This window comes from Sphingomonas sp. (assembly GCF_019635515.1).
Lineage (GTDB): Bacteria > Pseudomonadota > Alphaproteobacteria > Sphingomonadales > Sphingomonadaceae > Sphingomonas.
The window spans coordinates 916,634-930,758 of record NZ_JAHBZI010000002.1 but is presented as its reverse complement, the minus strand read 5'-3'; the positions used below and the strand labels follow the sequence as shown (position 1 = coordinate 930,758).

At 65.7% G+C, this 14,125-nt stretch carries 16 protein-coding genes; 11 read left to right on the top strand and 5 right to left on the bottom strand.

Features of this window, described 5'->3' with window-relative positions; genetic code table 11:
* The first annotated feature begins 21 nt into the window (after positions 1-21).
* Together KF730_RS16930 and msrB are read left to right on the top strand one after the other, a co-directional pair.
* Complete coding sequence (locus tag KF730_RS16930; protein ID WP_294099523.1) at positions 22-1,251, top strand: cytochrome P450; 1,230 nt, start codon at positions 22-24, stop codon at positions 1,249-1,251.
* A gap of 31 nt (positions 1,252-1,282) precedes the next feature.
* Positions 1,283-1,777: a peptide-methionine (R)-S-oxide reductase MsrB gene (msrB, locus tag KF730_RS16925; RefSeq protein WP_294099521.1), complete on the top strand. Its 495-nt coding sequence runs from the start codon at positions 1,283-1,285 to the stop codon at positions 1,775-1,777.
* Between the two features lie 152 nt (positions 1,778-1,929).
* On the opposite strand, the gene KF730_RS16920 is transcribed toward msrB, so the two are convergent.
* The 3 genes from KF730_RS16920 to KF730_RS16910 all read right to left on the bottom strand — a co-directional run bounded on the left by KF730_RS16920 (position 1,930) and on the right by KF730_RS16910 (position 4,758).
* Positions 1,930-2,478, bottom strand: coding sequence for a CHAP domain-containing protein (locus KF730_RS16920; protein WP_294099519.1), 549 nt, complete (start codon positions 2,476-2,478; stop codon positions 1,930-1,932).
* Between the two features lie 259 nt (positions 2,479-2,737).
* A complete protein-coding gene (locus KF730_RS16915; protein ID WP_294099517.1) occupies positions 2,738-3,814 on the bottom strand; it encodes an FAD-binding oxidoreductase in 1,077 nt (358 codons plus the stop codon).
* On the bottom strand, positions 3,811-4,758 hold the full coding sequence (locus tag KF730_RS16910; protein ID WP_294099512.1) for an alpha/beta hydrolase: 948 nt from the start codon (positions 4,756-4,758) through the stop codon (positions 3,811-3,813). The genes KF730_RS16915 and KF730_RS16910 overlap by 4 nt, the downstream gene beginning before the upstream one ends.
* 49 nt (positions 4,759-4,807) lie before the next feature.
* Between KF730_RS16910 and KF730_RS16905 the strand changes: the two genes are divergently transcribed.
* The 9 genes from KF730_RS16905 (at position 4,808) to KF730_RS16865 (ending at position 13,101) form a co-directional block, all read left to right on the top strand.
* On the top strand, positions 4,808-5,281 hold the full coding sequence (locus tag KF730_RS16905) for a prepilin peptidase (protein ID WP_294099510.1): 474 nt from the start codon (positions 4,808-4,810) through the stop codon (positions 5,279-5,281).
* 56 nt (positions 5,282-5,337) lie between these two features.
* Positions 5,338-6,387, top strand: a complete 1,050-nt coding sequence (gene cpaB / locus KF730_RS16900) for a Flp pilus assembly protein CpaB (RefSeq protein WP_294099508.1) — start codon at positions 5,338-5,340, stop codon at positions 6,385-6,387.
* A gap of 1 nt (position 6,388) precedes the next feature.
* Positions 6,389-8,041: a type II and III secretion system protein family protein gene (locus tag KF730_RS16895; protein WP_294099506.1), complete on the top strand. Its 1,653-nt coding sequence runs from the start codon at positions 6,389-6,391 to the stop codon at positions 8,039-8,041.
* Between the two features lie 23 nt (positions 8,042-8,064).
* On the top strand, positions 8,065-8,700 hold the full coding sequence (locus tag KF730_RS16890) for a CpaD family pilus assembly protein (RefSeq protein WP_294099503.1): 636 nt from the start codon (positions 8,065-8,067) through the stop codon (positions 8,698-8,700).
* The gene (locus KF730_RS16885) at positions 8,697-9,968 is read left to right on the top strand and encodes a pilus assembly protein CpaE (protein WP_294099500.1); all 1,272 of its coding nucleotides are present in this window, start codon (positions 8,697-8,699) and stop codon (positions 9,966-9,968) included. Before KF730_RS16890 ends, KF730_RS16885 begins: the two co-directional genes overlap by 4 nt.
* Positions 9,969-9,993: 25 nt before the next feature.
* On the top strand, positions 9,994-10,971 hold the full coding sequence (locus KF730_RS16880) for a type II secretion system F family protein (protein ID WP_294099492.1): 978 nt from the start codon (positions 9,994-9,996) through the stop codon (positions 10,969-10,971).
* A 2-nt stretch (positions 10,972-10,973) separates the two neighbouring features.
* The gene (locus tag KF730_RS16875; protein WP_294099489.1) at positions 10,974-11,960 is read left to right on the top strand and encodes a type II secretion system F family protein; all 987 of its coding nucleotides are present in this window, start codon (positions 10,974-10,976) and stop codon (positions 11,958-11,960) included.
* A gap of 77 nt (positions 11,961-12,037) precedes the next feature.
* Complete coding sequence (locus KF730_RS16870) at positions 12,038-12,577, top strand: hypothetical protein (RefSeq protein WP_294099487.1); 540 nt, start codon at positions 12,038-12,040, stop codon at positions 12,575-12,577.
* An 11-nt stretch (positions 12,578-12,588) separates the two neighbouring features.
* Positions 12,589-13,101, top strand: coding sequence for a hypothetical protein (locus KF730_RS16865; protein ID WP_294099486.1), 513 nt, complete (start codon positions 12,589-12,591; stop codon positions 13,099-13,101).
* 18 nt (positions 13,102-13,119) lie between these two features.
* On the opposite strand, the gene KF730_RS16860 is transcribed toward KF730_RS16865, so the two are convergent.
* A complete protein-coding gene (locus KF730_RS16860) occupies positions 13,120-13,581 on the bottom strand; it encodes a surface-adhesin E family protein (protein ID WP_294099484.1) in 462 nt (153 codons plus the stop codon).
* Positions 13,582-13,601: 20 nt separating this feature from the next.
* A complete protein-coding gene (locus tag KF730_RS16855; RefSeq protein WP_294099482.1) occupies positions 13,602-14,123 on the bottom strand; it encodes a hypothetical protein in 522 nt (173 codons plus the stop codon).
* Positions 14,124-14,125 lie beyond the last annotated feature (2 nt).

Sequence of the window (14,125 nt, the reverse complement as noted above, 5' to 3'; positions counted from 1 at the left end):
CGCTGATAAGGAGAGGGATCGATGGCCACGCTTGCGAGTCCGCCGGGGGGCGTCGTCGATCCGCTCGATGTCAGCCGCGCCGAGCTTTACCGCGACGATATTTGGCACGAACCCTTTGCCGAGTTGCGCGCCACGGCGCCGGTCTATTACACCGAAAGCAGCGCCTTCGGCCCGTTCTGGTCGGTCTCCACCTACAAGCCGATCGTTCAGGTTGAGAGCCTGCCCGAGATATTCTCCTCCGAAACCGGCGGCATCACCATCGCCGACATGCAGGAGGGCGATATCAAGATGCCGATGTTCATCGCCATGGACCGGCCCAAGCATACCGGCCAGCGCCGCACCGTTGCCCCCGCCTTCACGCCGTCCGAAATGGTGCGGATGAACGAGAATATCCGCACCCGCTCGGCCGAGATCCTCGATTCGCTGCCGGTCGGCCAGGAGTTCGACTGGGTCGATCAGGTCTCGATCGAACTGACCACCCAGATGCTCGCGATCCTGTTCGATTTTCCCTGGGAAGAGCGGCGCAAGCTCACCTACTGGTCGGACTGGGCGGGCGATATCGAGATCGCCAAGGATCCGGTGCGCAAGGAGGAGCGCCGCCAGATCCTGTTCGAATGCGCCGCCTATTTCGGCAATCTCTGGCAGGGCAAGGTCGGCAAGGAGCCGACGCCAGATCTGATCTCGATGATGATCCATTCGGACGCGATGAGCCACATGGATCAGATGGAGTTCCTCGGGAACCTCATCCTGCTGATCGTCGGCGGCAACGATACCACCCGCAATTCGATGAGCGCCTATGCCTGGGGGCTCGACCAATTCCCCGACGAGCGCGCCAAGCTCGAGGCCGATCCGGGCCTGATCCCCAACGCCGTGCAGGAGATCATCCGCTGGCAGACGCCCCTCGCCCATATGCGCCGCACCGCGACGCAGGACACCGAACTGGAGGGGCAGAAAATCCGCGAGGGCGACAAGCTCGCGCTATGGTATCTCTCCGCCAATCGCGACGAGAGCGTCTTCCCCGACGCCGGCAAGATCATCGTCGATCGCGACAATGCCCGGCGGCACCTCGCGTTCGGGCACGGCATCCATCGCTGCGTCGGCGCGCGGCTGGCCGAATTGCAGATCGGAATCCTGCTCGAGGAAATGGCCAAACGCCGCCTGCGCGTGAACGTGACCGGACAGGTCGAGCGCGTCGCTGCGTGCTTCGTCCATGGCTACAAGAAAATGCCGGTGGAATTGAGCCACTATTGAGCGTGCGGTGCGTTGTCCCCACATGCCCGACATGACCTATTCCCGCCGCTCCTTCCTCACCGTCGCCGGCATGGGCGCGGTGTCCACTGTCGTGCTCTGGCGTCTCGGCATGAGCGAACCCGCCGAAGCCGCGCAACGCTTCGAATTCATGCTCAGCGATGCCGAGTGGCGCAAGCGGCTGTCGCCCGCCGCGTACAATGTGCTGCGGCACGAGGGCACCGAGCGGCCCTTTTCCAGCCCGCTCAACAATGAGCATCGCCGCGGCACCTTCTTCTGCGCGGGCTGCGCGCTGCCCTTGTTCAATTCCAAAACCAAATTCGACAGCGGCACCGGCTGGCCAAGCTTCTATGCCCCCGCCCCGAATGCGGTGATCACCAGGATCGACCGCTCGCTCGGCATGTCGCGGACCGAGGTCGAGTGCCGCCGCTGCGGCGGACATCTCGGGCATGTGTTCGACGATGGGCCCAGGCCGACCGGCAAGCGCTATTGCATGAATGGTGTGGCGATGCGCTTCAAGCCGATCTGAGGCGCACAGCGCCGGCGCCAGACCAGGCTTGCAATGTAGGATTTCGACTGGTTGGGCTGCGCCGTCGGCAACGGCGCCCGCTCTTTGAAATGGTCAGTCCGAAACATGCCCCATGGTCAGTGCGACCATTGGGACCATTCGCGATCGGCCGCTCAGTTGACGTTGGTTTCCATCACCAGGTCGCTGAGGTCGAGCTCAAGCGAAGGCTGCACCGGCAGATCGTCTTCGCTGGTGTCGCCGCCATAGATGAAGCCGTTGACCGGATAGACGGTGGTGCCGAGCCCGCCGGTGGGAGCGAACCACACCTTGACCGCGCTCCAGTCACCCGCTGCCGAAACATCGACGGCGCGCACGTTGCGCTCGATGCCGCCGGCGAACGACCAATTGGCGTGGGTGAGCAGCACTTCGCGGTCGCTGACCACCTTCGAGACCATCGCAACATGGCCGAAGGGGTTACGCGCGGTCTTCTTGAACGACATCACTGAGCCGGCCTCGGGCGTGTTGCCGCGATCATATTTGCCGGCTGCCTGCTCCCACCAGGTCCAGGCGTTGCCATGGATCTTCACCGACGAGACTTCGCGGGCGAACACGGCGCACTGCCAGAAGCGGCTCTTGGAAGCAGCGGCCTGGGCCGGCAGCGCCGTCGTCAGGATGCAAGCTGCCACCAGCGCAAAACGCGCTGCAAGTGCACGGAAATTCATGGACCCCCCGGTCAGGAAAGATGGGTGTTGCAGCGTCCTAAGCAGACCGATTCGAGCGCGTACACCCCTACAACCTGTCGATGGGATGAACCGTTCAACTGAGCCGATGGGCTGACTTTTTACTCAGGACCCGTGCAAAATCGCGCCATTGCAGTTCTCCGGCATAGGCCGGGGCCCAGTTGGGGAAGTCGATGTAACGGAGCGCAGCGCCAGCCAATTGCCGGGTGCCAACTGGACCCCGGCTTCCATCGGCGAGAAATTAGCGCTTGAATCGGGCGGGTGAATAGCGGCCCGGATCGACGCCTGCGACACTCGCATCGGCTGGCTGGCCGAGCAGAATGGCGGCGGCGAGCCTGGCGGCGGCGGGCGCGGTCTGGATGCCGAAGCCGCCCTGGCCCACGCACCAGAAAAAGCCCGGAGCGGCCAAATCGAAGCCATAGACCGGCAACCGGTCGCGCGCGAAACTGCGCAGGCCCGCCCATTTATGCTCGAGCTTCTCGACCCGCCAATCGACGACATGCTCGAAGCGGTCGATGGCGATGGCGACGTCGATATCCTCGGGCTGCGAATCGCAGGGGTCGCAGGCGATCTCGTCGTGCGGGCTGAGCCAAATCCGCCCGCCGGCCTCAGGCTTCCAGTAAAAGCTGCCGCCGATATGCGCGATCATCGGGCTGCCCTCGGGCGGCGCCGGATCGGTCTTCAGCTGCATGATGGTGCGGCGATAGGGCTGGATGCCGAGCGGCACGACCCCGCAGGCCGAAGCGACCGGATCGGCCCAGGCGCCTGCCGCGTTGACGAGAATATCGGCCGCTAAGGCACCGCTCCGCGTCTCGATCCGCCAATGGCCGTCATGAACCGCCGACACTAGCCCCGCCGACAGCGTGATCTCGCCGCCCGCGCGCTTCACGGCCTTGAGATAGTCGTCATGGAGCCGTCCTACGTCGATATATTCGCAGCTCGGCTCATGGACGCCAAGCGTCCATTCGGCGCGCAGGCCCGGGATCATCAAATGAGGATCGACAGCCTTGAGTTCGACGCCGCTTCCCTCGAATTCCTTGAGGAACGCGTCGATTGCCGCCCCTTCGTCCGTCCGACCAATATGGAGCGAGCCCATCGGATCGAGATAGTCGCGGAGCAAAGGCCCCGAAGCGGTGGTCAGCGGCTGGATGTCCGGGCCGCCATAGCTTTCCGACCAGAAGGCGGCCGAGCGCCCGGTCGAATGATAGCCCGCACGCGCTTCGGCTTCGAGAACCACCACGCGGGCATGCGGCGCGACCTCGGCGGCGAGGCTCGCCCCGGCAATCCCCCCGCCGACAATCGCGACGTCATATTTCAACGCTGTTGCGCCCTCGCCGCCAGGAACAGGTCGATCTCACCGATCGCCCGGTTGCGCACCGGATCGGCTTCGCGGAGAATCTCGTGCGCGCTTTCCTTGCCGAAGCTGACGATGCGCGCGTCCTTGAGCTTGGCACCGATCTTGAGCGCGGCGCGCGCATCGACCAGCCCGTCCGCCTTGGCGACGAGCATCAGCACCGGCACCGTCATCTTCTTGAGCCGCGCGCTATCACGCAGCTCGCGCATCGATCGGAACGCCTCGATCACCCAGCGCCAGCTCGGCGGACCGGTGACGATTTCGGGCTTCTCGCTATGCCACCAGATCTCGTCGTCATAACGATCGGGATCATGAGTCAGCAGCGAATAGCGGCTGTCGCGGGTATAGGGTTTCTCGTTCTTGATCTTCCACGCCGGCCGCGCCGAATTGCCGACATTGCCGAGGATGCGCGCCATGCGCTCGCCGAACGGACCGAACGGGCTCTTGAAGCCGAGCATCGGCGCGATCAGCACCGCCGCGTCGGGCGCGGCCACGCCCTCGACCAATGCGCGCAGCACCAGATGCCCGCCCATCGAATGCCCCATCACGACATGCGGTCCCGGCGTGCTCGCCTGCCATTCGGCGTAGAAGGCGCGGAAATCGGCGATATAGTCGCCGAAATCCTCGATATGCCCGCAATCGCCTGCCGGCGTCAGCCGGCCCGAGCCACCCTGCCCGCGCCAGTCGAACGACGTGATCGTCCAGCCCTGCGCGTGCCAATGCGCCATCGTCTCGATATATTTCTCGAAGATATCGCCGCGGCCGCCCTGGAAGAGGATGCTGCCGCGCGGCGTCGCCGTCGCGGCGGGCCAGGCGAAGGCGCGCAGTCGCTGGCCATCGGGCGCTTCCCAGCTGTGAACCTTCGCCCCTTCGGGAATCGCGCGCCGCGTCAAATTTTGTCCGCTCATGGCCGTTGGTTACGTTTTGATAAGTGGTCCCGTCTAGGCATTTGCCGTGATGGGGGAATTGTTTGCGCCTTTTCTGGTCGTGACGCTCGGACTCCTGCTGGTCTCGGCAGGGGTGGAAGACGCGCGCAAACGCGAGATCGCCAATTGGAAAAACGCCGCGATCGCCCTGCTCGCGCTGCCCTGGTGGTGGGCGAACGGGCTGCACATCTGGCCCGATATGGGCATCCAGCTCGGCGTCGCGCTCCTCGTCTTCGCGTTCTTCGCCGGCGCCTTCGCGCTCGGCCAGATGGGCGGCGGTGACGTCAAGCTGATCGGCGCGCTGGCGCTATGGCTGCCGGTGCAGCCGCTGATCTGGATGCTGATCCTGATGTCGCTGATCGGCGGCGGGCTGACGCTGTTGATGGTCGCCGAGAAGAAGCTGCGCAGTCGCGCGACGATGCCGCTGGAGATTCCCTACGGTGTGGCGATCGCGATCGCGACTTTGCTCGTGCTGCGCGAACCGATTTTTAACCAATTCCAGTGAATGCTTAACGCCGCCGAAACCACAAGCGGCGTGAATTTGAGAAGGCCTGACGCGAAATGGACGCACGCAAGCTGATCCTGCTCTTCGGAGCGCTGGTAATCGCCGGCATCACCGCGTTCATGGCGCGCAACATCGTGGTCGGCACTCCGGCTCCGATCGCCGGGGCCGCCCCCGCTGCTCCAGGTGCCGCGCCGATCAACACCACCGAAGTGCTGGTCGCCACCCGGGCACTCCCGGTCGGCACGATCCTCGACGCCGAAGCGATCAAATATGTCGCCTGGCCGACCGAACTGGTCGAAGGCGCTTATTATGTGAAAGGTCAAGGCGAGGCGCCGAAGCTTCAGGGCACCGTCGTCCGCTTCGCGATCCCCGCCGGCCAGCCGATCACGCAGGGCGCGATCGTCAAGCCGGGCGACCGCGGCTTCCTCGCCGCCGCGCTCGGCCCGGGGATGCGCGCCGTCACGGTTCCGGTATCCGCCCAGAGCGCCGTCGCCGGCTTCATTTTCCCCGGCGACCGCGTCGATCTGGTGCTGACCCAGTCGGTGTCGGGCGGTGGCGACGGTCCGCCGCTCAAGGCATCGGAGACGATCCTTCGCAACCTGCGCGTGCTCGCCACCGATCAGCGCACCGACAAGGGCACCGACGACAAGGGCAACACCATCGTCACCAACTATTCGACCGTCACGGTCGAAGCGACGCCCAAGATCGCCGAGAAGATCGCGGTCGCGCAGACCGTCGGCACCCTGTCGCTGTCGCTGCGTTCGATCGCCGACAATCAGGGCGAACTCGAAGAGGCCATTGCTCGCGGCGACGTCAAGGTGCCGGAAGGCGCCGACGCCAAAACCGAGAAGGAGTTCCTCGCCCGCGCCGCGGCCCGCCCGCAGGATGGCGGCTCGACCTTCGCGACCGGCGCCGATGTCTCGCGCTTCCAGCGCAGCTCGGTGCCCGGCAAGCCCAAGGAAGGCGGCAACGCCATGGGCGGATCGCCGATCGCGCCCGGCGGAGCGCCCTTCCCGGGCGGCGCGGCACCCATTCAGACGGGTCCGACCGTCACCATTACTCGCGGCAACACCGTCACGGTGGTTCCGCTCGGGGGGAAGAACTGAGATGCGTATCCTGGCAAAGCCGATCGGGCTGCCGCTTGCGATCCTCGCCGCCGCCGGCGGGTTCGCGGCGCTTCCCGCCGCCGCGCAGACCATGCCGGCGGGCGCGGGCCTCAGCCTGCTCCAGCTGAACACCGGCCGTGGCCGGCTGGTGACGCTCGACGCGCCGATCACCAATGTGTTCGTCGCGAACGAGAATATCGCCGACGTGCAGGTCCGTTCACCGACCCAGATCTATATCTTCGCCAAGAATTCGGGCGAAACCAGCGTCCACGCCACGACCAAGACCGGCAAGGTCATCTATGCGGCGACGATCCGCGTCGGCAACAATATCGATTCGATCGATGCGATGCTGCATTTGGCGATGCCCGAGGCCCAGATCGTCGCGACGCCGATGAACGGCCTAATCCTGCTCACCGGCACGATCGCCACCCCCGCCGACGCCGCCGAGGCTGAGCGCCTCGTCCAGGCCTTTGTCGGCAAGGACACCCAGATCATCAGCCGCCTGAGGACGGCAACGCCGCTGCAGGTGAATTTGCAGGTTCGCTTCGCCGAAGTGAGCCGCAGCTTCGTCAAGGATATCGGCGTCAACATGGTGTCGCGCGACCAGACCAGCGGCATGCAGTTCGGCGTTTCGTCGGGCAGCCGTGTCGCCGGCACGATCGGCACGCCGAGCACGGCGAACTTCCCGGTACTCGATGCCTCTTCGAAGTTCGGCTTCCCCGCCGGCACGATCAGCCTGCCCTTCGACCCGCAGCGCGGCGACTTCGTCTATCCGGGCACGGGCTCGACCTACGCCTTCAACAAGGGCACCGCGAACACCGCGCTGGGGCTCGCCGGCAAGCTGCTCGGCCTCGACATCCTCGGCTCGCTCGATCTCGGCGAACGGATCGGTCAGGTGACCACGCTCACCAATCCGAACCTCACCGCGCTTTCGGGCGAGACCAGCACCTTCCTCGCCGGCGGCGAGATTCCGATCCTGGTCAGCCAGGGTCTCGGCGCGGTCTCGGTCGAATATAAGCAATATGGCGTCAGCCTCGCCTACACGCCGACCGTCCTGTCGGACGGCCGCATCTCGCTGCGCGTCAAGCCTGAAGTGTCGTCGCTGTCGTCGGCCGGTGCGGTCAACATGGGCGGCAACGTCATCCCCGCGCTGACCACGCGTCGTGCGGAGACCACCGTCGAGCTCGGCTCGGGCGAGAGCATCGTCATCGCCGGGCTGATGCAGAACAACCACAACAACTCGATCGACAAGGCGCCCGGCCTCGGCGACGTGCCCGTGCTCGGCGCGCTGTTCCGCTCGAACAGCTTCCAGCGCAACGAGACCGAGCTCGTCATCGTCATCACCCCGTATCTGGTGAAGCCGGTCAACGCCAACCAGATCGCCTTGCCGACCGATGGCTATAAGGCACCAGACGACTTCCAGCGCGTCCTCGGCGGCCAGCTGAGCGGCAGCACCGACAGGGAGCGGCCCAAGCCCAGCATGGCCAACCCGAGCGGTGAGCCCTCGGTCGGCGCGATGTCGCCCGCACCGCTGAGCCCGGCGCCGATGGCTCCGGCATCGCGGCAACAGGATCGACCCGTCAAGGCGCAGCCGCCCAGGCAAGCCAAGTCCAAGAAGCCCGGTGCGGCCGCCGCCCCCGGCTTCGGTTTCTAAGAATGTCCGTCAGGAGACCAGCAATGTCCGCGCGCTTCACTTCCCTGCTTCTGGCGCCCGCGCTGATGCTCAGCGCCTGCGGGACCTATAATGGCGGGGTCGAATCGGCCAATCAGCCGGTCGTTCAGCGCAACGACTATGTCTTCGATCTGCAGACTTCGGGCTACGGTCTGGCGCCGGGCGAAAGCCAGCGCCTCGCCGGCTGGATGCAGTCGATGCGGCTCGGCTATGGCGACCATGTTTCGATCGACGATGGCGCCGATGGCTCGACCGCGCGCGACGAGATCGCCGCGCAGGCCAGCCGCTACGGCCTGTTGCTCGATGCCCGCGCTCCGGTGACGGTCGGCCAGATCGCGCCCGGCACGGTGCGCGTGGTCGTCACTCGCATGACCGCCAGCGTTCCCGGCTGCCCCGATCATTCGCGGGAATACACGCCCGATTTCTCGCAGAGCACCAGCTCCAACTATGGCTGCGCGACCAATTCCAATCTCGCGGTGATGGTGGCCAACCCCGGTGATCTCGTCCGTGGCGCCCCCGGCGCGCCGACCAGCGACACCGCGACCGGCACGCGTGCCGTCAAGGCGCTCCGCGAAGCCGCCCCTTCGGGTGGCGGCGGCACGATCCTCAAGGCCGAAAGCACGAAGGGTGGCGGCAAGTGAACGCTCCTTTTAATCCCGCCCGCACCGCCCATCGCGAACCGTTCACGGCGTTCGTCTGCGACGAGGCGACGGCGGAAACGCTGCGCCCGATCGCGGTCGAGCTCGGCTGGTCTCCGGAGAAGGTCAACAAGGGCGGGCTACGCAACGCGGTCCAGACCCTTTCGGTATCGGCGAGCCCGCAGATCCTGTTCGTCGATCTCAGCGAATCGGGCGATCCGCTCAACGACATCAACGCGCTAGCCGAAGTCTGCGAGCCCGGCACGGTCGTGATCGCATCGGGCCAGGTCAATGATGTGCGCCTGTACCGCGACCTGGTGGCCAGCGGCATCCATGATTACCTGCTCAAGCCGCTCAATCCCGACGCATTGCGCGACACCTTCGCGCAGGCGCAGGCGGCGCTGAACGCACCCAAGCTCGCCGAAGCCGCGAGCGACCGTCCGCATTGCGCGGTGGCGGTAATCGGCACGCGCGGCGGTTGCGGCGCTTCGACGCTGGCGACCTCGCTCGCCTGGCTGCTCAGCGAAAAGCATGGCCGTTCGACCGCGCTGCTCGACCTCGACGTGCATTTCGGCACCGGCGCGCTGGCGCTCGATCTCGAGCCGGGCCGCGGCCTGACCGACGCCATCGAGAATCCGAGCCGTATCGACGGCCTCTTCATCGAGCGTGCGATGGTCAAGGCGTCCGACCGCCTCTCGGTGCTCTCCGCCGAAGCGCCGATCCATTCGCCGGTGATGACAGACGGCGCGGCATTCTATCAGCTGCAGGAGGAAATCCGCGGTGCGTTCGAATCGACCGTGATCGATCTGCCGCGCGGCATGCTGGTCAACCATCCGCATCTGATCACCGACGTTCAGGTCGCGGTGCTTGTCACCGAGCTGACGCTGGCTTCGGCGCGCGATGCGATTCGCGTCCTCAGCTGGTTCAAGTCGAACGCGCCGCAGACGCAGGTGATCATCGTCGCCAACCGCGTTCCGCCGCAGGCGATGCTCGAGATCAGCCGCAAGGATTTCGAAGGCTCGATCGAGCGCAAGATCGATATCCTGATCCCGTTCGAACAGAAGCTCGCCGCGCAGGCCGCCAAGCTCGGCAAGCCGCTCGCCGAGGTCGCCAAGGGCAACAAGAACTTCACGCCGCTGACCGATCTCGCCGACCGCATCACCACGATCACCGATTCGGGCGAGCGCGACGACAAGCCGGCCGCGAAGAGCAAGGGCGAGTCGCTGATGAGCAAGTTCAAGCTCAAGCTCGGCTCGAAGGCAAAGAAGTAACCATTGCGCTTGTAAGGTCCGCGGCATGGAATTGATGCCCGTCTTGATGGTCGGTGGCGGCGCCATGCTGGTGCTCGTGATGATGGCGCTTGCCTTCTCCGGCCCGTCGGCGGAGCGCGCCGGCTCACGCCGCCTGTCCGGCATCAAGGACCGCAACGTCGTCAGTGCCACCGGCGCCAACGCGATGGAAACCCAGCTGCGGCGCGTCAGCCGCGGCGCCAGCAAGGCCGATATCAACGCCGCGCGCTTCCTGCCCAATCCGGCACAGCTGCAGAAGCGGCTGAACATGACCGGCAAGCCCTGGACGCTCAGCCAGTACATGATGGCATCGGGCGGCCTCTTCATATTCGTCGGCGGCCTGTTGACGCTACAGGGCGCGCCGATCTGGCTGTCGCTGGCGCTCGGGCTGTTCGTCGGCATGGGCCTGCCGCACAAGGTCGTCGGCTTCTTCATCAAGCGCCGGATCAACAAGTTCACCGCCAAATTCCCGGACGCGATCGAGCTGCTCGTGCGCGGTCTGCGCTCGGGGCTGCCGATCACCGAGACGATGGGCGTCGTCGGCGCCGAGGTCGATGGCCCGGTCGGCGAGGAATTCCGCGCGATCGCCGACAAGATGAAGATCGGCCGCACCCTCGATGCCGCGCTTCAGGAAACCGCCGACCGCCTCGGCACCCCAGAGTTCCAGTTTTTCACCATCACCATCGCCATCCAGCGCGAGACCGGCGGCAACCTCGCCGAGACGCTGGCGAACCTGGCCGATGTGCTGCGCAAGCGCAGCCAGATGAAGCTCAAGATCAAGGCGATGTCGTCGGAATCCAAGGCGTCGGCGCTGATCGTCGGCGCGCTGCCGTTCATCGTCTTCGGCCTCGTCTGGTTCATCAACAATAACTACATGCTCAACTTCTTCCGCGACGAGCGCCTGATGGTCGCTGGCGGAGGCGGCCTGATCTGGATGGCGATCGGCGCCTGGATCATGGCCAAGATGGTCAATTTCGAGATCTGACGATGGCAACCGGTCCCACCCTTCTCGGCGTCGACGTGATGTGGGTCGCGACCCTGTTGTCCGCGCTTGCCGCGGGCGCGGTGTTCTTCGCGATCTACACCGCGACCACGGTGCGCGATCCGATGACCAAGCGCGTCAAGGCGCTGCAGGAGCGCCGCGAGCAATTGAAAGCGGGCATCACCGCCTCGACCTCCAAGCGCCGCGCCAAGCTGGTCCAGAAGACCGAAGCGACCGACCGCATTCGCGCCCTTCTTTCCAGCATGAAGGTGCTGCAGGAGAGCCAGGTCAAAATCGCCCAGCAGAAGCTGGCCCAGGCCGGCATCCGCCGCAAGGAATGGGCTGTCGGCGTGATCTTCGGCCGGCTGGTGCTGCCGATCGTGATCGGCGGGCCGATGCTCTATGCCGTTTACGGCACCGACATGGTCGCCGAATGGAGCCCGCTCAAGGCGTATGGCCTCGTCGCGATGACCTTCATCCTGAGCTACAAAGCGCCCGACATCTATCTCAAGAACAAGATCACCAAGCGCAGCCACGCGATCCGCAAGGGCTTGCCCGATGCGCTTGATCTGCTCGTGATCTGTGCCGAAGCGGGACTCACCGTCGATGCCGCCTTCGCCCGCGTGTCGAAGGAACTGGGCAAGGCCTATCCCGAACTCGGCGAGGAATTCCAGCTGACCGCGATCGAATTGGGCTTCCTCACCGATCGCCGCCAGGCCTTCGAGAACCTCGCCAACCGCATCGATCTCGACGCGATCCGCGGCGTCGTAACCACCATGATCCAGACCGAAAAATACGGCACGCCGCTGGCATCGGCGTTGCGCGTGCTATCGGGGGAATTCCGCAACGAGCGCATGATGCGCGCCGAGGAAAAGGCCGCGCGCCTGCCCGCGATCATGACCGTGCCGCTGATCCTGTTCATCCTGCCGGTGCTGTTCATCGTCATCCTCGGGCCCGCGGCCTGCTCGATCAACGACGCGCTGATGCACTAAATCCGGCGTTAATCATTACGGTAGCATCGCGGCGCTGTGCGCTGTACCTTCCCGCGCACAAAAGGGGAGGTCGACAAATGCAAGGTTTGCCGTTCGAGACGCTGACGCAATTTGCGGCGTTGGGTCTTACGCTGATCGGAGGCTGGTTCCTGGGGCTCGCCAGCGCGTCCGGCGGACGCAAATGGCGCGAGCGCTATTACGAGGAAGAGCTCGCCAATGTCGGCTATCGCGACCAGGCGTCTTCGGACCTGCGCGAGAATGCCCGCCGCATCCGCGACCTCGAAGCCGAGAACGCCAAGCTCCGCGCCGCGGCACCGGCCGCGCCCGCGCATGACGACCATCACGATCATGGCCATTCGACAGCGGCGCTCGCCGGCGCGGCCGTTGCCGGTGCGGCGGCGGGTGCCGTAGCCGCACATGCCACGCACGATCATCATGACGACCATGGCCATGCCGCGCCGGCGCATGCCGAGCCCGCCCATGCGGAACCGGCACCCGCGGCGCATGACGATCACGGCCACGCGGCGCCCGCACACGACGATCATGGCCATGACGCACACGCCGCGCACGCTTCGCACGGGGATCATCACGCCCCGGCGGATGCGCATCACCACTAAGGCCAGGCCGCGTGGAATTGCCTTATGAGACGCTGACCCAGTTCGCCGGGCTGGGGCTTACCCTGCTCGGCGGCTGGTTTCTCGGGCTGGCGACCGCGCCCGGCGGCGGCAAATGGCGTGACCGCTACCACGAGGAGGAAGCCGAGCACGCCCGCTACCGTGACGAGGCCAATGAGCAAATCCGCGTCAAGAACAAACGGATCCGCGAGCTGGAAGCCTTGGCCAAGGCTCCGGCGATCGCAGGAGCGGCGGCGGTGCCTGGCGCGAGCTGGCGTGGCTGGTTCGGTTGGGGCCGCGACAATCTCGCGCGTATCCGCGGCATCGACGAAGCGCGCGAGAAGCGCCTCAACGAGCTGGGCATCAAGACCTATCGCGAGATCGAGAAGATGACCGCCGAGGACGAATCGGCGCTCGAACAGCGGCTACACCTGCCGCATGGCACGATCGGCAGCGAAGGCTGGCGCGAACAAGCCGCGCTGCTCGGCGCCGGCAACGAGGACGAGCATTCGAGGCGGTTCAGCTAGGCGCCGCCGCCCGTCAAACTAGCGGCCATATTTCTGCTTGCCCTCAAGATTGGGCGTGGCTGCGGCAATCTTGGCGAATTTTGAAAAGTCGCCGCCGCACACCGATGGCGCGATCGCGGCAATCACCGTTCCCGGTCCATAGGGCGCCATCGCCCGGAGCGTGTCCGAAGTCAGGATCGGCTTCTCGCCTTCATACGCCACCGACTTGAAGGTCTGGTAGGTCGCCGCCGCGCAATCGAAGCGGTAGCTGATACGGACCGCATCGAAAAGCTGTCCCTCGGTCAGCGTCTTGGCGGCAGCGAAATAGCTGGTGATCGTGATCTCGCGCATGCCGCCCGCGATCTTCAGCGAAGCGGCATCGACCATCATCAGCGACGCGCTGGTTCCGGAGCCGAACGTGTTGACAGTGCGCCAGTCGGAAGTCTGCGCCATCGCCGGTGCCGCGGCGGCCATCGCCAGCGCCGCAATCATCAACCGCATCCGCATAATCATCCCCTCTGTCATCCCTCGACCAGCATGCTCCGCTGATAGGTCTCGATCACTTCGGCGATCGGCGCACCGGCAGCGGTGAGCACTGCGTGATGCCGAAGGATTTCGTTGGCGCCCTGCCCGGTCCAGCTTCGCTCGGACGAGAGGTTGCGGCGGCTCGGCGCAAGCGGGCGCACCGCCACCCCGAACGGCGTCTCGCCGGTCAGCGCCGCGTTCATCTCCGCAGTCAGCCGCGCGGGCACATACCAGTTATCGGCCTCGGACAGAACTTCGTCGCCACAGCTAAGCTGAACGCGGCGATAGGCGATCGGCTCGCCCTCACCGACGCCGAGCACCGCCGCATGACTGCCCGCCGGTATCGTCTCGCGTCGCGCGACCACCGCGCGGACCGTCTGGCCCGGGCGGTGGCGGTCGCACCAGGCCTGCAGCACCGCCGTCGCGCTGGGATTGGCGAACAAAGCCGCGTCGAGCGCCGCCACATCGCTGGTCTGCGCGAAGGCCGAACCGGCCCCCAGCGCGGCAACACTCGTCATCC